General features: G+C 63.6%; 22 protein-coding genes. 17 read left to right on the plus strand and 5 right to left on the minus strand.

Translation table 11 applies throughout. The features are described 5' to 3' along the window. The first annotated feature begins 3 nt into the window (after window positions 1–3). Together BB28_RS02060 and marP are read left to right on the plus strand one after the other, a co-directional pair. On the plus strand, window positions 4–768 hold the full coding sequence (locus BB28_RS02060) for an NUDIX hydrolase (protein ID WP_046252327.1): 765 nt from the start codon (window positions 4–6) through the stop codon (window positions 766–768). Then, window positions 765–2027, plus strand: coding sequence for an acid resistance serine protease MarP (gene marP / locus BB28_RS02065; RefSeq protein WP_046252328.1), 1263 nt, complete (start codon window positions 765–767; stop codon window positions 2025–2027). The genes BB28_RS02060 and marP overlap by 4 nt, the downstream gene beginning before the upstream one ends. On the opposite strand, the gene BB28_RS02070 is transcribed toward marP, so the two are convergent. Next, a complete protein-coding gene (locus BB28_RS02070) occupies window positions 2001–2963 on the minus strand; it encodes an alpha/beta fold hydrolase (RefSeq protein WP_046252329.1) in 963 nt (320 codons plus the stop codon). The genes marP and BB28_RS02070 overlap by 27 nt on opposite strands. Before the next feature lie 32 nt (window positions 2964–2995). Further along, window positions 2996–3520, minus strand: a complete 525-nt coding sequence (locus BB28_RS02075) for a phage holin family protein (protein WP_046252330.1) — start codon at window positions 3518–3520, stop codon at window positions 2996–2998. 236 nt (window positions 3521–3756) lie between these two features. Here BB28_RS02075 and BB28_RS02080 point away from each other — a divergent pair, with 236 nt between their 5' ends. After that, window positions 3757–4452, plus strand: coding sequence for a chymotrypsin family serine protease (locus BB28_RS02080; RefSeq protein ID WP_030095895.1), 696 nt, complete (start codon window positions 3757–3759; stop codon window positions 4450–4452). Window positions 4453–4461: 9 nt separating this feature from the next. Here the strand turns inward: BB28_RS02080 and acs are convergent, their stop codons facing one another. Continuing rightward, window positions 4462–6408 (minus strand): acetate--CoA ligase, encoded by a 1947-nt coding sequence (acs, locus tag BB28_RS02085; RefSeq protein ID WP_046252331.1) that lies wholly within the window; start codon window positions 6406–6408, stop codon window positions 4462–4464. 184 nt (window positions 6409–6592) lie between these two features. On the opposite strand from acs, the gene BB28_RS02090 reads away from it, so the two are divergent. From BB28_RS02090 to BB28_RS02110, 5 genes are read left to right on the plus strand one after another with little or no spacing between them, the layout of a single operon-like run. Then, window positions 6593–8212 (plus strand): peptide ABC transporter substrate-binding protein, encoded by a 1620-nt coding sequence (locus BB28_RS02090; RefSeq protein ID WP_046252332.1) that lies wholly within the window; start codon window positions 6593–6595, stop codon window positions 8210–8212. Next, window positions 8209–9180: an ABC transporter permease gene (locus tag BB28_RS02095; protein ID WP_046252333.1), complete on the plus strand. Its 972-nt coding sequence runs from the start codon at window positions 8209–8211 to the stop codon at window positions 9178–9180. Before BB28_RS02090 ends, BB28_RS02095 begins: the two co-directional genes overlap by 4 nt. After that, window positions 9173–10087, plus strand: coding sequence for an ABC transporter permease (locus BB28_RS02100; RefSeq protein WP_046252334.1), 915 nt, complete (start codon window positions 9173–9175; stop codon window positions 10085–10087). The genes BB28_RS02095 and BB28_RS02100 overlap by 8 nt, the downstream gene beginning before the upstream one ends. 18 nt (window positions 10088–10105) lie before the next feature. After that, the gene (locus BB28_RS02105; RefSeq protein WP_046255455.1) at window positions 10106–11731 is read left to right on the plus strand and encodes an ABC transporter ATP-binding protein; all 1626 of its coding nucleotides are present in this window, start codon (window positions 10106–10108) and stop codon (window positions 11729–11731) included. 40 nt (window positions 11732–11771) lie between these two features. Then, on the plus strand, window positions 11772–12515 hold the full coding sequence (locus tag BB28_RS02110; RefSeq protein ID WP_046252335.1) for a Fic family protein: 744 nt from the start codon (window positions 11772–11774) through the stop codon (window positions 12513–12515). 411 nt (window positions 12516–12926) lie between these two features. Here the strand turns inward: BB28_RS02110 and BB28_RS02115 are convergent, their stop codons facing one another. Continuing rightward, window positions 12927–13808 carry an HAD-IB family hydrolase gene (locus BB28_RS02115; RefSeq protein ID WP_046252336.1) on the minus strand — a complete coding sequence of 294 codons (882 nt, stop codon included), beginning with the start codon at window positions 13806–13808 and terminating at the stop codon, window positions 12927–12929. A 385-nt stretch (window positions 13809–14193) separates the two neighbouring features. Between BB28_RS02115 and ssd the strand changes: the two genes are divergently transcribed. The 7 genes from ssd (at window position 14194) to BB28_RS02150 (ending at window position 18687) form a co-directional block, all read left to right on the plus strand. Next, the gene (gene ssd, locus BB28_RS02120) at window positions 14194–15267 is read left to right on the plus strand and encodes a septum site-determining protein Ssd (RefSeq protein WP_052740354.1); all 1074 of its coding nucleotides are present in this window, start codon (window positions 14194–14196) and stop codon (window positions 15265–15267) included. Beyond that, entirely contained in the window at window positions 15264–16424 is a 1161-nt protein-coding gene (locus BB28_RS02125) for a TadA family conjugal transfer-associated ATPase (RefSeq protein ID WP_046252338.1), read from the plus strand. Before ssd ends, BB28_RS02125 begins: the two co-directional genes overlap by 4 nt. Next, window positions 16421–17194, plus strand: a complete 774-nt coding sequence (locus tag BB28_RS02130) for a type II secretion system F family protein (protein ID WP_046252339.1) — start codon at window positions 16421–16423, stop codon at window positions 17192–17194. The genes BB28_RS02125 and BB28_RS02130 overlap by 4 nt, the downstream gene beginning before the upstream one ends. Further along, window positions 17191–17775 carry a type II secretion system F family protein gene (locus tag BB28_RS02135; protein WP_046252340.1) on the plus strand — a complete coding sequence of 195 codons (585 nt, stop codon included), beginning with the start codon at window positions 17191–17193 and terminating at the stop codon, window positions 17773–17775. The genes BB28_RS02130 and BB28_RS02135 overlap by 4 nt, the downstream gene beginning before the upstream one ends. A gap of 75 nt (window positions 17776–17850) precedes the next feature. Continuing rightward, a complete protein-coding gene (locus BB28_RS02140) occupies window positions 17851–18018 on the plus strand; it encodes a DUF4244 domain-containing protein (protein WP_044104861.1) in 168 nt (55 codons plus the stop codon). Window positions 18019–18083: 65 nt separating this feature from the next. Then, the gene (locus tag BB28_RS02145) at window positions 18084–18344 is read left to right on the plus strand and encodes a TadE family type IV pilus minor pilin (RefSeq protein ID WP_318278482.1); all 261 of its coding nucleotides are present in this window, start codon (window positions 18084–18086) and stop codon (window positions 18342–18344) included. Then, complete coding sequence (locus BB28_RS02150) at window positions 18304–18687, plus strand: Rv3654c family TadE-like protein (protein ID WP_162269695.1); 384 nt, start codon at window positions 18304–18306, stop codon at window positions 18685–18687. Before BB28_RS02145 ends, BB28_RS02150 begins: the two co-directional genes overlap by 41 nt. Before the next feature lie 12 nt (window positions 18688–18699). Here BB28_RS02150 and BB28_RS02155 read toward each other — a convergent pair whose 3' ends face one another. Further along, window positions 18700–19335, minus strand: coding sequence for a TetR/AcrR family transcriptional regulator (locus BB28_RS02155; RefSeq protein ID WP_046252342.1), 636 nt, complete (start codon window positions 19333–19335; stop codon window positions 18700–18702). 130 nt (window positions 19336–19465) lie between these two features. On the opposite strand from BB28_RS02155, the gene BB28_RS02160 reads away from it, so the two are divergent. Next, window positions 19466–19927 (plus strand): MmpS family transport accessory protein, encoded by a 462-nt coding sequence (locus BB28_RS02160; RefSeq protein ID WP_046252343.1) that lies wholly within the window; start codon window positions 19466–19468, stop codon window positions 19925–19927. Then, window positions 19924–22866, plus strand: a complete 2943-nt coding sequence (locus BB28_RS02165; protein ID WP_046255458.1) for an MMPL/RND family transporter — start codon at window positions 19924–19926, stop codon at window positions 22864–22866. Before BB28_RS02160 ends, BB28_RS02165 begins: the two co-directional genes overlap by 4 nt. Window positions 22867–22868: the final 2 nt, after the last annotated feature.

Consider the following 22868-nt stretch of genomic DNA (forward strand, 5'->3'; position numbering starts at 1 on the left):
GTCGTGACTGCCGATGAGCCGCTTACGCGAAGAGGTTTGGCGACCGCGCCGCTGACGCCCGGTGCCGCTCCAGACTGGATGCGACCGCTGGTGGACAACGCCGCGGGTGTCAAGGACATCTACGGCCGTGGCGTGCACCCCGCGATCAAGGCGGTGCTGCGGGCACGCAAGCTGCCCTCTTCGGGGCGCCCGGCGGCGGTGCTGGTGCTGGTGTCCGCCGATGAGGCGGTGACCGACCCCACCGACGCGGATTTGTTGCTGACGGTGCGCGCATCGACCTTGCGTCAGCACAGCGGCCAGGTGTCCTTCCCTGGCGGTGCCACCGATCCCGGCGACGGAGGGCCGGTGGGAACCGCCTTGCGTGAGGCGCAGGAGGAGACGGGGCTGGACCCGGTGCGCGTGCAGCCGCTGACGGTCATGGAGCCGCTGTTCATTCCGCCGTCCGGTTTCCACGTCTCTCCGGTGCTTGCCTACTCGCCCGACCCGGGACAGGTTCTTGCCGTCGATCCGGGCGAGACTGCCGAGGTGTCACGGGTGAAGATCGGTGACCTGGTGGACCCGGCGAATCGAATCATGGTGACTAAGAAGACATTTGGTATCCGTTACAGTGGCCCGGCCTTCTTGTTGCCGGGGATGCTGGTGTGGGGCTTCACCGGGCAGATCATCTCGGCGATGTTGGAGGTGTCCGGCTGGGCACAGCCATGGGACACTCGTAACCTTCGTGATCTTGATGAGCTGCTGGCCGAGCACCTGGGAGGGTCGGTATGAATCTGAATCCATCACAGTGGCTCGATATCGGCGTCATCGCCGTCGCGTTCATTGCCGCGGTGTCCGGATGGCGTTCCGGCGCACTGGGTTCCTTGATGTCGTTCGTCGGGGTGATCCTGGGCGCGGTGGCCGGTGTGATGCTGGCCCCGCATGTGGTGGGCAACCTGGATGGGGCACGTACCCGGTTGTTCGCCTCGTTGCTGCTCATTCTCGTGTTGGTGGTCATCGGCGAGGTGGCGGGCGTGGTGCTGGGCCGGGCCATGCGTGGTGCCATCAAGAATCGGGTACTGCGCGCCGGTGATTCGGTGGTGGGCGTGGTGCTGCAGGTGGCCGCCGTGCTGGTGGCCGCATGGCTGCTGTCCATTCCGATGCAGAGTTCCAATCAGCCGAATATCTCTGCGGCAGCTCGTGAATCGAGAGTTCTCAGCCAGGTCGACAAGTACGCCCCGGACCAACTCCGCAAGGTGCCCAACGACCTGTCGAAGCTGCTGGACACCTCGGGTGTGACCGGTGTATTGCAGCCGTTCGGTAAGACTCCTATCGCGGCCGTCGATGCCCCGGATTCAACGTTGGTTGACGGTCCGGTGGTGCGAGGCGCCGAGCCGAGCGTCGTCAAGATCAAGGGCATTGCCCGCAGCTGCCAGAAGTCGCTTGAGGGAACCGGATTCGTCATCGCCCCGCACCGGGTGATGTCGAACGCGCACGTGGTGGCCGGTACCAACAGCGTCACCGTCGAGTCGGCCGGGCAGACGTTCGATGCCACTGTGGTGGCCTACGACCCCAATGCCGATATCTCGATCCTCGCGGTTCCGGATATGCCGGCCACGCCGCTGGTCTTCGCACCCAAACCCGCGAAGACCGGGGACGACGCCATCGTGCTGGGCTACCCGGGCGGCGGGAACTACAAGGCGACACCGGCACGGGTCCGGGAGATCATCGAACTGAACGGCCCGGACATCTACCGGTCCACCACGGTCACACGCGAGGTGTATACCGTCAGGGGCTCGGTGCTGCAGGGCAATTCGGGCGGTCCGTTGATCGACACGGAGGGCCGTGTGCTCGGTGTGGTCTTCGGGGCGGCGATCGACGACGACGACACCGGCTTCGCGCTGACCGCCAAGCAGGTCAAGGATCAGCTCGCCAAGGCCGAGCTTTCCGAGCCCGTCGCCACCGGCAGTTGCATCTCCGCGCCGGAGGCCAACAAGTCACCGCAGCCCGTCAGCGGACCGCAATCACCGGCGCCCAATAAAGCTCCGTAGGTGCTCGTTGACGGTGCCGGGGTCTTCCTCGTGGCCGTAATGTCCTACCCCGCGCAGCGCGACGAACTGGCCGTGGGGTGCGAAGGACAGTGATCGATGCACCGGGTCGGCGAGCACATAGGGATCGCTGTCGCCGCGCATGTGAAGTACCGGGACGGTTAGTTCACGGTTCATTGAGCGCATGAAACGCCAACCCTCGCTGCGTAACTGGCTACGCACCGCCCACCGCTGGTACTCCAGCGCGCAATGGGCAACCCCGGGGATGGCGATCGCGGTGCGCAGCTGCTGGATGGTCTCGGCGAAATCGTCGGTGGTGGTCCAATGCTCGCCCGCCCGCAAGCGCACCAGACGTTCCAGCTCGGCACCGCGATGACGTGTCAGGGTCCGCTCGGGAAAGATGGGCAGCTGGTAGCGCATCAAGGAGGGCAGTAACGCGCTTCCCTGCCCGGTTCTGCGGAATGTGGCGGTGCGCAGGGCGATCGGGTGTGGCGAGCTCACCACCGCGATGGCATCGACGAGGCGCGGATGCAGGTTCGCGGTGGCCCAGCAGACCAGTCCGCCCTCGGCATGCCCGACCAGCGTGGCCGACGTGTGTCCCAGGGCGCGGATCAATCCGGCGGTGTCTCCGGCCAGCGCCCATCCGTCGTATCCGCGTGGCGGTTTGTCGCTGCCTCCGTAGCCGCGGAGATCGACCGCCACCACGCGGGCGTCCGTCAGCTCGCGAAGCTGATGCCGCCACGACCACCAGAAGGATCCGAACCCATGCAGCAGCAATACGAGTGGCCTGCTGGTGACGGCCACGGTTGGTGTGTGGGGAGTTTCGGCTTCCACCACGTGGAACCGAATACCGTTGGCGTGTACGTCAAAGTGGCGCCACGGGCCGACGATGCGGACCACTGATGGGTCGGGGTGACGTGCCGTCTGGTCGAACAGCATGGATGCGTCGGTGTCGAGCCGACTTCAGTGGGCTACCAGCCCGACGGGTCTGTGGGCTTGGCCGACTTGGTCAGTGCGGGAGTCTCGTCGTCACGTGAGGTAAACACGGTCCGTGTTTCCTTGACGGAGGCGATGGTGTCGCGTGGTCCTCGGATCCGTCTGACCTGGAGGAAACCGATCAGCACGGCAAGGATGGCGACGAACACCATGGCGGCGAAGATGATCAGGTACGCCGCCCAGGCGGGCAGCCAGATCTTGAGGATCTCCGCGGCGAAGAAGAAGAAGAAGAACGTCGAGTAGAACAGGACGACGAGAGCCGCGATGAAGAAGATGCTGCCCGCGACACCCTTCTTGACGTCCCGGACGACCTCGGCACGGGCCAGTTCCACCTCGGCACGCACCAGAGCGGAGACCTGGGTGGTGGCATCACGGACGAGATTGCCGATGGTGGGTTCTCCGGTGCCGGTCGCGTTCGGATCGGACAGCGGAATGGCGGCGACGGTGATCGGAACACCATTGCTGTCCGTGCGGTAGTTGCGGCTTCCAGGGCTGCTCACTGTGCTCCCTCCGTGTCCCTTGCGGGTCCGGTGTGATGTCGTGCGGCCTATGTTGCCACGTCGGTGGCGCCAGGGCTGCGGCGCGTCTGGCCTGGGGCGTCGTTACCCAATCGATAGCACTGTGACAGAAGTGACCAGTGTGAATCTTGTTTAGAATGGTGTCAGGCATGGCCGACGGGGGAGAGATGCGGCCGGAATAAGAAAGGCTGCACGACATGAGGTCACTTGGACGGCATATGCGGTACGGATTGCCGGTCCTGATCGCACTGTTTGGCCTCGTCGTGGGAACGATTCCGGCTGGCGCGGCTCCTGCCGCCGGAGCCGATGACAAGGTGCCCATGGGCGGCGGATCCGGGCTCATCATCAACGGTGACACCCTCTGCACGCTGACGACGATCGGCCACGACAACAAGGGCAATCTGGTGGGCTTCACCTCGGCTCACTGTGGTGGTGCAGGTTCACAGGTGGCCTCCGAGGACTTTCCCAAGAAGGGTGTGGTCGGAAAGTTCGTCAACGGTAACGAGCAGTACGACTACGCCACCATCCAGTTCGATCCGGAAAAGGTGCAGCCGGTGTCCACCTACAAGGGGTTCGCCATCACCGGAATCGGACCGGACCCGCAGCCCGGCGACATCGCGTGCAAGCTGGGCCGCACCACCGGTAACTCGTGCGGCGTGACCTTTGGAGCCGGAGCAGAGCCCGGCACCTTCATCAATCAGGTCTGCGGGCAACCCGGAGACTCGGGTGCGCCGGTCACCGTGAACGGACAGCTGGTAGGGATGATCCACGGCGCCGCCACCAAGCTGCCGGTGTGCGTCATCAAGTACATCCCGCTGCACACACCGACCACCACGTACTCGATCAACACCGTGCTGGCCGATATCAACGCCAAGAACCGCACCGCCGGAGTGGGTTTCACCCCGGTCGGCTAGTTCGAAGCCCTACTTACTGGCTCTGATCGCCTCGAAGACGCTCGGGTCGACCAGTGTCGAGGTGTCGCCCAGCTCGCGCCCCTCGGCCACATCACGCAGCAACCGCCGCATGATCTTGCCGCTGCGGGTCTTGGGCAGCTCGGGTACCACATGAATCTCGCGCGGCTTGGCTATGGGTGAGATCTCCTTGGACACCTGAGCTTTCAGGTGTGAGACGAGCTCATCGCCCTCGACGGTGTGGCTTGCCTTGAGAATCACGAACGCCACGATGGCCTGTCCCGTCGTTTCGTCGGAGGCGCCGACAACGGCGGCCTCGGCGACACCGTCATGTCCGACGAGCGCGGATTCCACCTCGGCGGTGGAGATTCGGTGACCGGAGATGTTCATGACGTCGTCGATGCGACCCAACACCCAGATGGCGCCGTCGCTGTCGTAGCGTGCGCCGTCTCCGGCGAAGTACCAGCCCTTCTCGGCATAACGGGACCAGTAGGTCTCCTTGAACCGCTCGGGGTCGCCCCAGATACCGCGCAGCATGGACGGCCACGGCTGATCGAGCACCAGGTACCCGGTGACCGGTTCATCGCCGCTGGCTGGCTCCAGCCGATTCCCGTCGTCATCAACGATTTTCGCGGAGATACCGGGTAGCGCACGCATCGCCGAGCCGGGCTTGGTGTCGGTGACGCCGGGCAGCGGGGAGATCATCGCCGAGCCGGTTTCGGTCTGCCACCAGGTGTCCACGATGGGGGTGCGGTTGCCGCCGATGACCTCGCGGTACCAGCGCCATGCCTCCGGGTTGATCGGCTCACCGACGCTGCCCAGCAGGCGCAGGCTGGACAGATCGTGCGCGAACGGGATGTCGCGTCCCCACTTCATGAAGGTACGCACCAACGTGGGAGCTATGTAATAGATGGTGACACCGTACTTTTCGATGATCTCGAAATGCCGGTGCTCGTTCGGCGAGGTGGGTGTGCCCTCGTAGACCACTTGGGTGGCGCCGTTGGACAGCGGGCCGTAGACGATGTAGGTGTGGCCGGTGACCCAACCGATATCGGCTGTGCACCAGTACACGTCGGTCTCGGGCTTGAGGTCGAAGATGTTGAAATGCGTGTACGAAGTCTGCGTCAGGAAGCCGCCTGAGGTGTGCACGATGCCCTTGGGCTTTCCGGTTGTTCCCGAGGTGTACAGCAGGAACAGCGGATGCTCGGAATCAAAGGATTCGGGCGTATGGGTGGTGTCGGCGTGAGCAACTGTCTCGTGCCACCACAGGTCGCGTTCCTGGGTCCAGTCGACGGGAATCTCGGTGCGGCGCACCACCAGAACATGTTCGACGGAACTCGGATCGCCACCCAACGCTTCGTCCACGGCGGCCTTCAGTGGGGCCGCGGTGCCGCGCCGCCATTGGCCGTCGGAGGTGATGACCAGCTTGGCCTCGGCGTCGTCGATACGCGCCCGCAGTGCCGCTGCGGAGAATCCCGCGAACACCACCGAATGCATGAGCCCCAGCCGCGCACATGCCAGCATCGCGACGATCGCCTCGGGCAGCATCGGCATGTAGATAGCGACCCGGTCACCGGAAACCAGGCTGAGCTCGGTCAGATAGTTGGCCGCCTGGCTGACCTGAGCCAGCAGCTCGGCGTAGGTGATGGTGCGGGTGTCGCCGGGCTCGCCCTCCCAGTAGATGGCGACGCGATCACCATGGCCGGCCTCCACATGCCGATCGACACAGTTGTAGGCGACATTGAGCTTGCCGCCGACGAACCACTTCGCGAACGGTGCGTCGGACCAGTCGAGTACGTCGCCGAAAGGCTCGCTCCAGTGCAGACGGCCAGCCTGCTGTGCCCAGAACCCGAGCCGATCTTCCTCGGCCGCCTGATAGAGGTCGGCGGTCGCGTTCGCTGTCGCCACGAACTCCGGCGACGGCGGGTAGCGATCCGGTTCGGTGCTGATTTCGGTCATCTGATCTGGCCTTTCTGCCCTAGACAGGTCCGCTCGAAAGCCTAGTGGGCGCCCCCGGTTACCGAGAAGTAATTGGGGCCGTCGTTCAGATCCGGGCGTGGCGGTGTGTCGATGGAGAGACATCGGCGTGTTACCCGCCTATGGTTCGTCCTACCTATTTCAGCTACCGAAGGGCAGGGTGAGGATGCGGTTTCGCCGACTGGCCGTCGCGTTGCTCGTCGGCATTGCGGCGCTCCTGCCCTCGGGCTGCGGTGACCTGGTGACTCCGGCGCCCCCGGGCTACTTCAGCATGTACATCACCGAACCCGAGCACACCTTGGTCCCGGGAAACACCACCGAGAATCAGGGTGGTCGGATCCTGCGCTCGCTATTTACCGCGCTGGTCGAGTTCAACAACGACACCGCGGAAGTGGAATACACCGGCGTGGCCGAGTCGATCACCAGCCACGACAACGTCAATTGGACGATCAAGCTCAAGCCGGGATGGACCTTCCATAACGGCGAACCGGTGACCGCGCAGTCCTACGTGGATGCCTGGAACTACACCGCCTTGAGCACCAATGCCCAGGGTTCCTCGAGTTTCCTTGCCAACGTCGACGGGTACGGCGATCTACAGGGAGATCCGAAGAACAAGATCCCGCCGCGGGCCACCCAGATGCGCGGATTGCACGTCGTGGATGACGTGACATTCACCGTCCGGCTCAACACCCCGTTCGCTATCTACCCGATGACCTTGGGATACACCGCGTTCCTGCCGCTGCCCAAGGCCTTTTATCGGGATCCGGCCAAGTTCGGCGTGCACCCCATCGGCAATGGCCCCTTCAAGGCCGACGGCGACTGGGTGCGTGGTATCGGGTTCACGCTGAGCCGTTACGACCAGTACGCCGGCCCGAAGAAGGCCAAGTCCAAGGGCTTGATCTGGCGGGTATACACCGAGGGCCTGACCGCGTACACCGATATGCAGGCCGGTGCTCTCGACATTCAGCTCGATCTGCCCGACTCCGCCTACGAGAACGCCAGGGCCGAATTCGGATCGGCCTTCCTGGAGCGGCCCCGCCCGGACATCACCTCGCTGGGGTTCCCGATGTACGACCCGCGGTACAAGGATGTACGTGTGCGCCAGGCGATTTCGATGGCCATCGACCGTGAGGCGATCACCCAGGTAATCTTCTCCGGCACCCGCACCCCGGCCACGTCCTATGCGTCGGCGGTGGTCTACGGGTACCGCAAGGGGGCGTGCGGAAAGCTGTGCGAGCTGCACGTCGATGAGGCCAACAAACTGCTCGATGACGCTCATTTCGACAGGAGCAAGCCCATTGAGCTGTGGTACAGCTCATCGAGCACCGGAGCACTGTCGTGGGTGCAGGCCATCGGAAACCAGCTGCAGTCGAACCTGAAAGTGCCCTACAGCCTCAAGAGCCTGCCGTGGTCGCAGTTCCTGCCGTTGCAGGACAGCAAGGGGATGACCGGACCGTTCCGTTCCGGCTGGGTGATGGACTACCCGTCGATCTACAACTTCCTGGAGTCGTTGTACGGCACGGTGGCGCTGCCACCGGCGGGCTCCAATTACGTGTTCTACAGCAATCCGGCATTCGACGAGCTGCTGCGGCAGGGGAACAACCAACCGACCGTGGAACTGGCCACCAAGGCGTATCAGAAGGCAGAAGACCTGTTGTTCAAGGACCTTCCGGCCGCGCCGCTGTTCTATGAGGTCAATCAGGCGGTGCATTCCAAGCGGGTGAGCAACGTCAAGATCAGTATCCAGGACTGCATCGAGTACGCCGATGTGGAGGTCGTGCAGTGACCGCCAAAATTCTTGAAATCCAGCGGCTTTGGCAGAACGCGGGCTTGTTTCGTTATGTGGTGAAACGGCTGCTACTGGCCATTCCGGTGCTCATAGGCACGTCGCTGCTCATCTACTCCCTGGTGTACGCGCTACCGGGTGACCCCATTCGGGCGTTGGCGGGCGACCGTCCGTTCACCCCCGAGGTCATGGCTCAACTACGCGAGCGCTTTCATCTCAATGATCCGTTCCTGGTGCGCTACGGCAAGTACATCGTGGGCTTCCTGCACGGTGACTTCGGTACTGACTTTCAGGAACGCCCTGTTGCGCAAACTGTTTCACAACGTCTGCCGGTGACGTTGAGGCTCACGGTGGTGGCCGTGGCGTTCGAGACGATCATCGGCATCACCGCCGGAGTGCTGTGTGCGGTGCGCCGGGGATCGTTCTACGACAACCTTGTTCTTGTCACCACGACGCTGCTGGTCTCGATGCCCGTGTTCGTGCTGGGCTTCCTGGCGCAGTACCTGTTCGGCTTCAAGCTCGGCTGGTTCCCGATCGCCGGAATCCGGGACGGCTGGTATAGCTTCCTGCTGCCGGGGCTGGTGCTGGCCTCGCTGTCCATGGCCTATGTGGCTCGGCTCACCCGAACCTCGATGTTGGAGACCATGGATGCCGACTTTGTCCGGACTGCCCGTGCCAAGGGCATCTCCGAATCACGCATTCTGTTGCGGCACACCCTGCGTAACAGCCTGATTCCCGTCGTCACATTCATCGGCGCCGACGTGGGTGCGCTGCTGGCGGGCGCCGTCGTCACCGAGTCGGTGTTCAACATCCCTGGGTTGGGGAGGGCGACATTCGATGCGGTGCGCAACCAGGAGGGCGCCGTCGTGGTGAGCATCCTGACGCTGATCGTCTTCTTCTACATCTTCTTCAATCTCGTCGTCGACATCCTGTACGCGCTGCTGGATCCGAGGATTCGCTATGAGTGACCCCATACATGCCCCCGGCCCGGTCTCGGGCCCTGATGCCGCCGCCGAATCGTTGGTGGAGCAGGCGGATCTTTGGGGAAACGCCTGGAAGTACCTGCGGCGCAGTGGTTTCTTCATCACCGGGTCGATCCTGCTGACGATTCTGGTCCTGATGGCGTTGGTCCCGCAGTTGTTCACCTTCGGAAAGGACCCTCGGGCCTGCGACCTCTATCAGGCGCGCAAGGGGATCAGCGCGGCGCACTGGCTGGGTACGGACCTACAAGGATGCGACTATTACGCCAACGTGGTCTATGGGGCGCGGGTGTCGCTGACGATCGGTCTGATCGCGATGGTGGGTGTGCTGATCATCGGTGTGCTCGTCGGGGCGCTGGCGGGATACTTCGGAGGTTTCGCCGACTCCACGCTGTCCCGGTTGACCGATGTCTTCTACGGTATCCCAACGATTTTGGGTGGCATGATCCTGCTGTCCGTCGTCGGTCATCGGACGGTGTGGAGCGTCGCGGGCGCGCTGATCGTGTTCGGCTGGATGACCTCGATGCGGCTGGTGCGATCCAGTGTGATGACCATCAAACAGAGCGACTACGTTCAGGCCGCCATCGCGCTGGGAGCGCCGACGTGGCGAATCCTGCTGCGGCACATACTTCCCAATGCGTTGGCGCCCGTGCTGGTGTACGCCACCATCGCGGTGGGCAGCTTCATCGCGGCGGAGGCCACGCTGACCTATATGGGCATCGGGCTGGAGCTGCCCGAGATTTCGTGGGGGCTTCAGATCAACGATGGACAGTCCCGTTTCGCCACCACGCCGAGGCTGGTCATCGTTCCGGCCTTGTTCCTCTCGGCCGCCGTGCTCGGCTTCATCATGGTTGGTGACGCCCTCCGTGATGCTCTCGATCCGCGGAGGAGGTAGACGGTGCCCGCAGATTCCGTGGTTGAGATCGAGGACCTCTCGGTCGACTTCGAGGTAGACAAACAATGGGTGCCGGCGGTCAAGGGTGTCTCGCTGACGGTCGCCAAGGGCGAGGTGCTCGCCATCGTCGGTGAATCCGGCTCGGGGAAATCGACCACTGCCATGGCCATTCCGGCATTGTTGCCGTCCACCGCGCGGGTGGCGGGCAGCATCAAGCTCAACGGTGCCGAGCTGCTGGGGGCCACCAATGACGAACTGCGCGAGGTCCGCGGCAAGGATGTCGCCGTCATCTTCCAGGAGCCGATGACGGCGCTGAACCCGGTCTACACCATCGGTTGGCAGATTGCCGAGGCCGTACGTGCGCACAAGAAGATGACGCGCAGGCAGGCGCGCGAGCGCGCCATCGAGTTGCTGGAGCTGGTGGACATGCCCGAGCCCCAGCAGCGGGTCAAGCATTACCCCCATCAGCTTTCCGGAGGGCAGCGTCAGCGCGCGATGATCGCGCAGGCACTGGCCCTGGACCCGGGGCTACTCATCGCCGATGAGCCCACCACTGCGCTGGATGTGACCGTGCAGGCCGAAATCCTTGATCTCATGCGTGATCTACGGCATCGCATCGAGGCCGGCATCATCCTGATCACCCACGATATGGGTGTCGTCGCCGACATGGCCGATCGCATCATGGTGATGAAGGACGGTGAGGTTGTCGAGGAGGGTGATGCCGACAGCATCTTCCACCGGGCGCAGCAGCCATACACGCAGCAGCTGCTGGCATCGGTGCCGCATCTGGGTGCGACATTGGGCGACGCCGACGAATCATCTTTACCGATAACCGATCTGGCGCTGAGCGTGGAACATGCCGTCATCGAGTACCCAGGAAAGGGCGGCAATTTCCGGGCCATCGACGACGTGTCCTTCTCGATCGGCAGAGGGGAGGTGGTGGGCCTCGTCGGCGAGTCGGGTTCCGGGAAATCCACCATCGGGCGCGCCGCGGTGGGCCTACTCAAGGTGGCTTCGGGCACTATCTGTGTTGCTGGGCAGGATATTTCGACTGCCAACCGTAAGCAGCTGCGTGATATCCGGAGCAAGGTGGGCGTGGTGTTCCAGGATCCGGGATCGTCGCTGAATCCGCGATGGCCCATCGGCCAGTCGATCGCCGAGCCGTTGACCCTGCACACCGATATGGATCGCTCCCAGCGGGAAAGCAGAGTCAAGACGTTGTTGGAGCAGGTGCAGCTGCCCCCGAACATGCGAAACCGGTTCCCCCACCAGCTTTCCGGAGGCCAGCGGCAGCGGGTGGGCATCGCGCGGGCGCTGGCGCTGGAGCCGACCCTGTTGATCGCCGACGAGCCAACCTCGGCGCTGGATGTCTCGGTGCAGGCCCGGGTGCTCGAACTCTTTGCAGAGCTGCAACGTGAGCACGGGTTCGCGTGCTTGTTCATCAGCCACGACCTGGCGGTTGTCGAATTGGTGGCAAGCCGCATCGCGGTGCTCAACCACGGTCGTCTTGCCGAATTCGGTTCTGACAAACAGGTATTGACCGCACCCACCGATGACTACACCAAACGGCTGCTGGCGGCTGTTCCGGTACCCGACCCTGAGCAGCAGCGAATCCGGCGCGAGGAGCGCAAGGCCCTGCGGTGAGTCTCGTATGCGGCGAGTCATTCAGTACCGTTAGTGGACCATGACTGATCCACTCGCGCCGCTGGCCGCCCTGCCGGGAGTATCCGACGCTGCCGAATCCGCCCGTGATGCGTTGAGCAAGGTGCACCGTCACCGCGCCAATCTGCGGGGATGGCCGGTGACCGCGGCCGAGGCTGCGGTGCGGGCGGCCAGGTCTTCGTCGGCACTGGATGGCGGCACGATGAAGCTGAGCGCCGATGGTGCGGTGGAGGACCCGATACTGGCCGGCGCGCTGCGGGTCGGTCAGGCGCTCGATGGGGACGCGCTCACTCAGTTGACCGCGGTGTGGTCGCGTGCCCCACTGCAGGCATTGGCGCGTCTTCATGTGTTGGCGGCCACCGGCATGGCGGACGAGGACACTCTGGGACGCCCGCGCCCTGGCGTCGACACCGATCGGCTGGAGTTGTTGGCGCAACTGGCGTCGGGTGGAACATCGGTGTCCGCACCGATTCTCGCGGCGATCACGCACGGGGAACTGTTGGCACTGAATCCCTTTGGTTCTGCCGATGGTGTGGTCGCCCGCGCGGCGTCCCGATTGGTGACGGTCTCACGCGGGCTGGATCCGCACGCGCTCGGTGTCCCCGAGGTGATGTGGATGCGGCAGTCCGGCAGATACCGTGAGCTTTCGTCCGCGTTCGCCGGAGGCACACCCGAAGCCATCGCTGCCTGGATCATCTTCTGCTGTCAGGCATTAACGGCGGGTGCGGCAGAGGCGACATCGATCGCCGACAGCGCTAAGCGCTGACCGAGGCTGGTCTGAACAGTAAAAACGGGCGACGGTCCGAATGAATCGGCCCGCCGCCCGTTAGCACGGATCCTCCGGTTACCAAGCGTGCAATGTGGGTTGTGTGGGTGGCCTCGGCGCTTTCACGACGCTTCCAACTCGGACTTCACCCAAGAAGTCTGATGAATTGTCTCTGTTCGCGATTACGCAGGCCCACAACGCTTCTGCCCTTGTCGCGGCGTGCTCCGCGTGGGTGCCGTGGTCCGTGCTGGGAATCCTAGGTCGGGAGATCGATCCTTCTCTTCCGGGTCGACCTTGGCCTTGCCAGGCTTCCGTACCTACTTTCTACACTGAGACGACGGTCACATCAAGGGGTAATTCGTTTGGTCACTGCATTGTTACGTGCGTGCCGAAAGTGACATGTGTCTAGTACTACGGCCGTAGCTTGCGAATCAGCGAATAGGTAAGTGCCCCAGCGGCGATCGCGCTCAGTCCTACGGCCGCCGTGGTGGCGGCCGCCGCGCCGGAGGGAACGGGTATCCGGTCGCCGAGCGACACGGGCCGTGAGAACGTCAGCACCGGCCATCCACGTGCCATGGATTCCTTGCGTAGCGCCCGGTCCGGGTTGACGGCTGTCGGGTGACCGACAGACTCCAACATGGGCAGGTCGGTGATCGAATCGGAGTAGGCGTAGCAGTGCTCCAGCGGGTAGCCCTCGCGCTTGGCGAGTTCCTGGATCGCGGCCACCTTGCCTTCCCCGTAGCAGTAGAAGGCGACATCTCCGGTGTACTTACCGTCCTCCACCACCATGCGCGTGGCCATGGCGTGGGTGGCGCCGAGTGCGCGCGCGATGGGGGCCACGATCTCTTCGCCGGACGCGGAGACCACCACAACATCACGGCCGCAGAGTTTGTGATCGGCGATCAGATCGGCCGCCTCGGCGAACACCAACGGATCGACGATGTCGTGCAGTGTCTCGGCCACGATCGCCTTCACCTGTTCGACATCCCACCCCGTACACATGTTGGTGATGTGTGTGCGCATGCGATCCATCTGGTCGTGATCGGCACCCGACAGCAAGAAGAAGAACTGTGCATAACTCGATTTCAAGACGGCGCGTCTATTTATTAGGCCCTGGTCGAAGAACGGCTTGCTGAAGGCGAGAGTGCTCGACTTTGCGATCACGGTCTTATCCAGATCGAAGAAGGCCGCCGTCCTGGGGGCTTGGCCGGCGTCCGTGGGCTCACTGATGGCCGCGGCATCCCGGTCTTCGACAGACGGAGAGGATCCGGGTGCCGTTGCGTGGTCGGTCACAGCTCGAGGATAGATCTCATGGATTACATCGTCGGGTCCATCAGTAAAGTCCCAGTTCAGCCGGGGTAGTCTGGTAACGCGGCTACGCCAGAAGAAGGGTTGCCTTTCTTTGGCTTTTTTCAGCCGATTGGTCTTGCCACCCTCACCTGGTTCGTGTGTATAGTGGGGTTACTCGGCTATGCCGAGTGTGTCTCAGCCCGACCCCCCGGGGCTGAAGCACGACGACCCTCGCCTCCTCCCCCCCTGGCGAGGGTCGTCCTCTTTTCTGGGGACGTTTATCACCGATTTTTGCGGCTCATCCCGGATCTATCCACAGATTCGTATCCATCCCCAATCTCGATGAAGCCCCTGGCGTTCACGTCGCGCAACCTTGATGGTGGAGCGCGTGGAGGCAAACGCGGGGGAGCCGATCGTCGTGGCAGTCGGCGATGGACGGCTTGGCAACGACATCGAGCGGATCGTCGCCGCGACTGGCAGGCCACTGATCACCGCTACCGATGCCGGTTCGATCGGCAGACAGGCCTGGACCCGCGCGAGTGCGGTGCTGCTCGATGGAGCCGACCCGTCGTTGGAAGCTGTGATCAGACTGCCTCGCCGTTCGCGGGTGTTACTCATCTCTGGGGACGAGCCGACAAGTGAGATGTGGCGCAGAGCGGTCGCGGTGGGTGCCGAGGAGGTGCTCACGTTGCCCGAGGACGAAGTCAGGCTCATCGAGGCATGTGCGGCGATGCCGGTCAGCGCCTCGGCGGGTCGCGCCCCGGTGATTGCGGTGGTGGGAGGACGCGGTGGTGCCGGTGCGTCGGTGCTGTGTGCGGCGATTGGTCTCTGCGTGCCGGGCGGTGCGCTCATTGTGGATGCCGATCCGTACGGAGGCGGAATCGACCTACTGCTCGGATGGGAGGACGTCGAGGGCCTGCGCTGGCCGGACATCGATATGCGCAGTGGTCGAGTGGGTTTCGATGCTCTTCGACGTGCGCTGCCGCATCGGCGCGGGCTTGTTGTGGTGTCGGGCGACAGAACGGGTGGCGGAGGCAACACGGAGGCGATCGGTGGGGTCATCGATAGTGCACGCGACGCCGGCGTGCCGGTGATCATCGACCTTCCGCGGCGTCTCGGTGCGACAAGTGTGGCCGCACTGGAGCGCGCGGATCTGGTGGTCGTGGTGACACCTGCCGAGGTGCGAGCCTGCGCGGCCGCTGCGCTTGTGACCAGCGCGATACAGCTCATCAATCCGAACGTCGGCGTTGTGGTGCGAGGTCCGGCTCCGAGCGGGTTGCGGGCGGCCGAGGTGGCCGAAATCGTGGGGGCCCCAATGATCGCCGCGATGCGGCCGGAACCGAATCTCGGCAATCGCCTCGACAACGGCGGTCTGCGATTATCGCGCCGTTCACCGTTGACGGGTGCCGCGCACGCCGTGCTGGCGCTGGTCTCACGGGAAGGCACGGGTGCGGCGGCATGACCGGATCGCTGATCGATCGCGTTCGGGAACGGCTCGCGACAGAGAACGCGACGCTGCGTCCTACGGCGGTAGCGGCGGTGATACGCGCTGAATCCGGTGGCGTACTGGGTGATAGCGATGTGCTGCACAACATAAAGGAGCTCCAAAGTGAGCTGGGCGGTGCGGGCGTCCTCGAGCCACTGTTAGGCGCGGACGGAGTCACAGACGTCTTGGTCACCGCGCCGGATCGGGTCTGGGTGGATGACGGTCAAGGATTGCGGCTCACCGCAGTGCGATTCGCCGACGAGGCCGCCGTGCGGCGACTCGCGCAGCGGCTGGCTCTCGCGGTGGGGCGACGTCTCGATGACGCGCAACCGTTTGTCGACGGTCAGCTGACAGGGATCGGCCCACCGCGTTCAGTGGTACGCCTTCATGCTGTGCTGGCGCCGATCGCAGTGGGCGGAACATGTGTCTCGCTGCGCGTATTACGCCCGACTGCTAAGGGTTTGGATCAGCTGATCGCTGATGGCACCGTCGCTGAAGACGCTGGAGTCTTGCTTCGCGGGATGCTGGCGGCCCGGTTGGCGTTCCTCGTAACGGGGGGAACTGGCGCGGGTAAAACGACGCTGCTATCGGCCCTGCTCGGAGCCGTCCATCCATCGGAACGCATCATCTGCGCCGAGGACGCCGCCGAGCTCGCGCCGCGTCATCCGCATGTGGTCACGTTGGCTGCACGCACCGTCAACGTCGAGGGGGTGGGAGAGGTCACCCTCCGCCAGTTGGTGCGGCAGGCGTTGCGGATGCGACCCGATCGCATCGTGGTGGGAGAGGTGCGGGGCGCCGAGGTTGTTGAGCTACTGACCGCACTGAACACCGGTCACGATGGAGGTGCGGGAACTGTCCACGCAAACGCCCCGGCAGAGGTCCCGGCAAGGCTGGAAGCGCTGGGAGCGTTGGGTGGGCTCGATCGTGCCGCGCTCCACTCGCAGTTCGCCGCGGCCATTCAGTGCGTGTGTCACATCAGGCGGTTTGGAAACATTCGGAAACTGACTGAGATCGCGGTGGTGTGCAAGGGCGACGACGGGATAGCGCGGGTGATACCCGCATGGAATCTCGACGGTGGGCCTCGTTCCGGCGCGGAGCGGTTCGATGCATTGATCGCGCGGGGTGCGATATGACGCCACAGGCCCTGCTGCTGCTCTCTGCCGCGTTACTTTTTGCACCGCAAAGGCGTTCACGCCTACGGCCGAGGGCTTCCTCGCGGCGGTGGAACTGGAAACTGGCGGCAGTACCTACGGGCGGACTGGTGCTGGCGGCCCTGTGGTTGTTGCCTCTGTCGGTGGTGATCGCGGTGGGGGCGGTGGGCGGAACCTTGTGCTTGTGGTGGAGTCGCCGCTGCCGGCTGAAGGCCCAATCGAAGGAACTGGCTGTTTTGGAGTCCGGTCTTGATGTGCTTGTCGGCGAGCTGAGGGTTGGTGCGCATCCGGTGCACGCGTTCGAAATCGCTGCGGCGGAGCTTGGCGGAACGGTCGGGGAGGTGTTCGCGGCCATGGCCGCACGCGCACGTCTCGGGGTGAAACTGGATCCGGCCGTGCCGAGACTGGGGCCATTGGCGGGCCAGTGGAGTCGGATCAGCAGCGGCTGGGCGCTGGCCCAGCGGCACGGCCTCGCGGTTGCCGATCTGCTTGACGCATGTAGCACGGACCTGCAGGAGCGGCAAAGATTTACCTCGCGTGTTAACGCCGGGCTCGCCGGGCCTCGCGCGACCGCGGCAGTGCTCACTGGTCTGCCGGTGGCGGGAATCGGTCTGGGGCAGATGATCGGAGCCAAACCGCTAATCGTGCTGTGCTCCGGTGGGGTCGGTGGCGTGCTGCTCGTCGTTGGGGTGGTGCTGGCGTGTGCAGGTCTGCTGTGGTCCGACGCTATTACGGGGAAGGCATTGCGATGACCGCAGCGCTGTTGATGCTGGCCGCGGCCATCGTGACCGCGCCGGGAGCGTTGCGTGCTCGGGTCAGGCTGCCGCGTGCGGATGTGGTTGTCTCGGCCGATCACAGCGTGACCGAAAAGGGGCTATGGGGAATGGCATTCAGTCTTGATGTGCTCAGTGTGTGTCTTCGATCGGGGATGCCGGTCGCAACCGCCGCCCTAGTGGTGTCGTCCTGCGCGCCGTCGGAACTGGCCCGCATCCTGAACCGAGCAGGGGAGATGCTCGCCTTGGGAGCACCGGCGTCTGCGGCCTGGGCTGACCCGGGACCGCCGGATGATCTGGGATACGAGCAGCGGCAGGCGCTGACCAGACTGGCGCGCCGATCGGCCGACTCCGGCGCGGTGATGGCTGATGGGATTGCCGCGTTGGCCACTCAATGTCGCAGGGACGCGGTCGATTCGGCCGTGGCCACCGCGGAGCGGGCCGGTGTGCTGATCGGTGCGCCGCTGGGTCTGTGCTTTCTGCCGTCATTCGTTTGTCTGGGCATCGTGCCTGTCGTCATGGGTTTGGCGCGGGATGTGTTCAGTGGTGGTGTGCTGTGACCCGCGGACCGACCGCGGGGTTGAGAGGGAGGGAATCCATTGATACGCAACATCTTGACGAAGCTACGTCGGCGGATGGTGGTGGTCGTCGAGTCAGAGGACGGCATGTCCACGGTCGAGTACGCGATCGGGACGATCGCTGCGGCGGCCTTCGGAGCGATCCTCTACACGGTGGTTACCGGGGACTCGATCGTCAGTGCGCTTACCAACATCATCACGCGCGCGCTCAACACTGCTGTCTAGCGGGCGACACCGGAGCCGTTACGGTCGAAGCCGCATTCGGCATCGCGGCTTTGGTGGCAGTACTTGTGTTGTGTTCCTCAGGTATTCAAGCGGTTTCGATGCAGGTGCGCTGTGTGGACGCCTCGCGTGAGGCGGCACGGTTGGTCGCTCGGGGTGACGAAGGCGGTGGGCGAGGAGCCGCACACCGCCTTGCTCCTCGCGGCGCGGTGGTCGAGGTTCGGCACGACGGTGACTACGCGGTGGCGCGGGTTACCGCGAGAAGCCTTTTGTTGCCTGCCATTACGATTGCCGCCGAATCGGTCTCAGCGATGGAACCCGAGGGCTGAGGAAGGCTCGGCGACCATCGTTGCGGCAGCGATAATTGTCGTGCTGTTGGCGCTGACCGCGGGAGGCGCCGCAGTGGGCTCGGCGGTAGTAGCGCGGCATCGCGCGCAGGCCGCCGCCGACCTATCTGCGCTGGCCGGTGCACAGCGTGCGCTTTACGGCACGGTTTCCGCCTGCGCGGAGGCGACGGTTGTCGCCCGGAGGACGGGTGCCGCCGTTACCAGCTGCATGGTCGATGATCTCGATGTGGTTGTTGCCGTGTCTGTTCCGGTGATGCTGGGCCGGTTCGGGATGGGTCCGGCCCGAGCGGCGGCTCGCGCAGGACCGGTCGCCGAGGTCGGGTGACGGTGGTGCTGATCAGCGTTTGCTTGTCGATTGCGGTGAATCGAGATAGGGAGCCACCGCGGCATAGAAGATTTCGACGTAGATGTCGATCATGTGTTGGCGGTCCAGGTCGGGGCGGGACTGCCACCAATGCCCGAGACGCTCTGCTGCACCGGACATGGCGTGCGAGAGTCCTTCGGCGAAAAGCTCGGGTACGTCGGGATGATCCTTGGTGATCAGCGCGTAGGTCGTCTCGATGTTGTCCAACCGCAAGGCGGAGAGTTCTTCACGTGACTCCGCGGGCAGCACTGCGGCGCTGCCGTAAATGAGCTCCCACCGCTCGGGATGAGTCTCCAAGAGCTCAAAGAACACGTCGGCGGCAGTGGCGAACTGCTCGCGCACGGTCAGTGTGGGATCTACCCGCTGTATCAGCGTCTGCGCGAAATCAGCCTGTGCGCGCCGCGCGCACGCCAGATATGCGCCGTCTTTGGTTGTGAAGTGACGGTAGGCGATCGGCTTGGTGACGCCCGCTGCCTGGGCGATATCACCCAATGACACCGCGGCGAAACCGCGCTCGAAGAACAACTGTTCGGCGGTATCCAGCAGGTGTTCGCGGCGCTCTGCCCACGGCCGACGTGAGCCCACGCCGGACGTTGAGGCTGCCTCCATGAGTCGACAGTCTAGCCGACTTGTTACTCTCGGTAACAAGAGCTATGTTACCGAAGGTAACAACGACGACGAGCGGCAAGGAGGATCGCGTGACCGCTATCCATCCCGTCCAGACCAGGGGGACTCAGCCATGAGTCGACACAAACAGTCGCGGGGCCGTGCAGGTCGAATTCTCGGCACGTTGTGGATGCCTTTGGTCGCACTCATCGTCATCGTGGTCGTTGGCTTCGGAGTCAATCGGATTCGGGAGAAGTCGCAGGCAATTAGCCATCCGCCGACCACCCGTCCGATTCCGGCCACGGTCGTTCAGATCAATCCCAAGAACGTCACCTACGAGGTGTTCGGCAATTTGGGAACCAGCGGGAAGGTGTCCTATGCCAACCTCAACAGCGAACCCGTCGACGTCGTGCTGACAGCATTGCCGTGGTCGGTCTCTGAAACCACGATGTCGTCGGCCGCGTCGCTGAGCCTGGTCGCCCAGGTGGACGGGGACACGCTGGGCTGCCGCATTCGAGTCAACGGCGAGGTCCGCGAGGAACAGATCGTCAACCATGCCAGTGCCGCGGTCGCATGCACGGTGACGGCAGCATGACGTCGAGTCAGCAGCCGCCGGAGGACGCGGCCACCGGTCCGGTATTGGTAGCGCCCGCGCCGCCAGCGGCGAAGGAACCCGAGAAGCGCCCGGGGCCTGCGCGATTGCTTCGAGTGCTGGCGATTCCAGTGGTGATCTTTTGGGTGCTGGCTGCTGCGGCCCTGAACATTTTCGTGCCCACCCTGGAAGAAACGACCGCGGCCAACGCCAAGGCGATGATTCCTCGTGACGCCCCCTCGTCGGCTGCTGCGATTACCCAGGGGCAGGACTTCGAAGAGTCCGACTACACCAGCATGGCGGTAGTTGTCCTGGAGACCCAGGGCCGCACACTCGGCGAGCAGGACCACCGCTACTACGACGAGATGGTTCGCCGTCTACTCGACGACAAAGAGCACGTGCAATCGCTCATGAATCTGTGGGGCGATCCCGTCACCAGGTCGGGTCAGCAGAGCGCCGACGCGCAGGCCGCAACGCTGACGGTGCGCCCTGCCGGAGATTTGGGTGATGCCGACTCGAACAGGTCGATCAAAGCCATCCGAGGCATCATCGAGAAGCTGGACAAGGACAAGCCCGAGGGGCTCACGGTCTATGTGAGTGGGCCGGCGCCTTTGGCCTCGGACACTCTCAATGCCGCCGACGAGAGCATGGTCACGCTGACGATCGTCACCATCGTGGTGATCATCGCGATGTTGCTCATCGCCTACCGCTCCTTCACTCGGGCGATCATCCCGTTGATCGGTGTGTTGATCACACTGGCGACGGCCCGCGGTGTGGTCTCGCTTCTGGTCGAAAACCACGTCATCGGGATCTCGTCCTTCGCGATGAACATGGCCGTGTCGTTGGTTCTCGGCGTCGCCACTGATTACGGGATCTTTTACCTGGGTCGTTTTCAGGAGGCGCGGCGCGCGGGGGAGGACCGGGAGTCGGCGTACTACACCTCTGTGCGCAGTGTGGCCCACGTTGTTCTGGGATCGGGCATTGCCATATCTGGTGCGTGCCTATGCCTGAGCCTGACGACCCTCGACTACTTCCGGACGCTGGGGCCACCGTGTTTTGTGGCAATGGTCGTCGCCGTTATCGCGGCGCTCACGCTGGGGCCGGCCCTATTGACACTGGGTAGCAAGATTCCGTGGCTCTCCGAGCCGGCCAAGACCAGCCCGGTCTGGCGCAAGCTGGGCACGGCGATTGCCAAGTGGCCTGTCGCGATGATTGCGGTTGCAGCGCTGGTGATTCCGTTGTGTATCGCGAACCTGGCCAACTACACGGTGAGCTACAACGACCGCGATTACGCGCCCAAGAGTGTCGAGTCGTCTCGCGGCTACGACGCCGCGGACCGGCACTTCCAGCCGAGTCAGCTCTCGATCGACACCTTGTACATCAAGGCCGATCACGACATGCGCAACACCACCGACATGATCAGTTTGGACCGGATCGCGAAGAACATTGTTCGTACGCCGGGTATTTCGATGGTGCAAAGCATTACCCGGCCGAATGGCCGGCCGCTGGAACACGCCTCGCTGCCGTATGCGATGGGTTCGATGGGAACCAAGATCGGTCAGAATCTGGGGTTCCTGAAAGACCGCGTAACCGACATCGACACCATGGCCGCCCGGATGGGGGACATGATGGAGTTGAGCAAGAACATGGCGAACATCACCGGGCAGCTGTCCGCGGGTACGCAGATGTCCGTGGAGGCTTCCCGGGGTCTGAAGGCCGCGATGGAGAAGACGCGCGACAACCTGTCCAACTTCGATGACTTCTTCCGCCCGATACGTAACTATTTGTATTGGGAGCCTCACTGTTTCGACATTCCGATCTGTTGGGCCATGCGCTCGTTGAATGAGTCCGTCGACAACATTGACGAAGCGACCTCGCAACTGGGCCCGATGGTAGACGGGCTGAGCATGGTTGATGCGGCCACTCCGCAGATGATCACGCAGCTCAATGCCATGGTGCAGAACATGGCCGTCATGCAGCAGCTGACCTTGACGATGCAAAGCCTCTTCCACGCCACCATCGCCCAGCTGGAGCCCATGATCGACCCGATGGTCGATATGGGTAAGGCCTTCGACAACGCCAAGAATGACGACTTCTTCTTCATGCCGCCGGAGTCGTTCAAAACTAAGGACTTTCAGACAGGGTTGAAGTTCATGATGACCCCTGACGGCAAGGGCGCACGGATTCTGATCTACCACGAGGGCGAAGCGATGAGTCCCCAGGGCATTGATCAGATTCAGCGCGCCGAGTCCGCCGCCCACGAGGCGATCAAGGGGACGTCGCTGTCCAATGTCGATCTGCTGGTAGCCGGTGCATCCGCGAATTACCGTGATGTGCAGGCATTTTCCATGAACGACATCTTGACGATGATGTTGGCGACGTTCGGTCTGGTGTTCCTGATCGTCATGGTGATCACCCGCACCCTGGCCGGTTCGGTGATTGTCCTGATCACTGTGGTGCTGTCTTTCCTGGGCTCCCTTGGCTTGGCGGCATTCATCTGGGAAACCTTGATCGGTATCGAATTGCATTGGCTGACGCTGCCTATTGCGTTCATCGTGCTGGTGGGGGTGGGTTGCGACTACAACCTGCTATTGCTCTCCCGATACCGCGAAGAGCTCTCTGCCGGAATACGCACCGGTCTGATTCGTACCATCGCAGGCTCGGGCAACGTTGCCGTCACCGCGGCATTCGTGCTCGCCGGCACCATGCTGGCCATGCTCTCCAGCGATGTGGTCAACATCGGCCAGGCGGGGTCCACTATCTGCATCGGCCTGATCTTCGACATGATGATCGTCCGGCTGTTCCTGGTCATGCCGTTGGCCAGGCTCCTGGGGCCCTGGTTCTGGTGGCCGCAGAAACTCCCCACCCGGAAACGCGCCACGTTTAGAGACGAGCCCGAACGTGGCCCGCAACCGGAGGAGCCCACTACCGCAACGGTTTAACA

The sequence above is a fragment of the Mycobacteroides chelonae CCUG 47445 genome (assembly GCF_001632805.1).
Lineage (GTDB): Bacteria > Actinomycetota > Actinomycetes > Mycobacteriales > Mycobacteriaceae > Mycobacterium > Mycobacterium chelonae.

What these genes read in the sequence shown, in the direction of transcription:
- marP (WP_046252328.1), top strand. Translation starts at nt 765, where the DNA reads ATGAATCTGAATCCATCACAGTGGCTCGATATCGGCGTCATCGCCGTC.
- BB28_RS02070 (WP_046252329.1), bottom strand. Translation starts at nt 2,963, where the DNA reads ATGCTGTTCGACCAGACGGCACGTCACCCCGACCCATCAGTGGTCCGC.
- BB28_RS02080 (WP_030095895.1), top strand. Translation starts at nt 3,757, where the DNA reads ATGCGGTACGGATTGCCGGTCCTGATCGCACTGTTTGGCCTCGTCGTG.
- acs (WP_046252331.1), bottom strand. Translation starts at nt 6,408, where the DNA reads ATGACCGAAATCAGCACCGAACCGGATCGCTACCCGCCGTCGCCGGAG.
- BB28_RS02090 (WP_046252332.1), top strand. Translation starts at nt 6,593, where the DNA reads ATGCGGTTTCGCCGACTGGCCGTCGCGTTGCTCGTCGGCATTGCGGCG.
- BB28_RS02100 (WP_046252334.1), top strand. Translation starts at nt 9,173, where the DNA reads ATGAGTGACCCCATACATGCCCCCGGCCCGGTCTCGGGCCCTGATGCC.
- BB28_RS02110 (WP_046252335.1), top strand. Translation starts at nt 11,772, where the DNA reads ATGACTGATCCACTCGCGCCGCTGGCCGCCCTGCCGGGAGTATCCGAC.
- BB28_RS02125 (WP_046252338.1), top strand. Translation starts at nt 15,264, where the DNA reads ATGACCGGATCGCTGATCGATCGCGTTCGGGAACGGCTCGCGACAGAG.
- BB28_RS02130 (WP_046252339.1), top strand. Translation starts at nt 16,421, where the DNA reads ATGACGCCACAGGCCCTGCTGCTGCTCTCTGCCGCGTTACTTTTTGCA.
- BB28_RS02135 (WP_046252340.1), top strand. Translation starts at nt 17,191, where the DNA reads ATGACCGCAGCGCTGTTGATGCTGGCCGCGGCCATCGTGACCGCGCCG.
- BB28_RS02140 (WP_044104861.1), top strand. Translation starts at nt 17,851, where the DNA reads ATGGTGGTGGTCGTCGAGTCAGAGGACGGCATGTCCACGGTCGAGTAC.
- BB28_RS02155 (WP_046252342.1), bottom strand. Translation starts at nt 19,335, where the DNA reads ATGGAGGCAGCCTCAACGTCCGGCGTGGGCTCACGTCGGCCGTGGGCA.
- BB28_RS02160 (WP_046252343.1), top strand. Translation starts at nt 19,466, where the DNA reads ATGAGTCGACACAAACAGTCGCGGGGCCGTGCAGGTCGAATTCTCGGC.
- BB28_RS02165 (WP_046255458.1), top strand. Translation starts at nt 19,924, where the DNA reads ATGACGTCGAGTCAGCAGCCGCCGGAGGACGCGGCCACCGGTCCGGTA.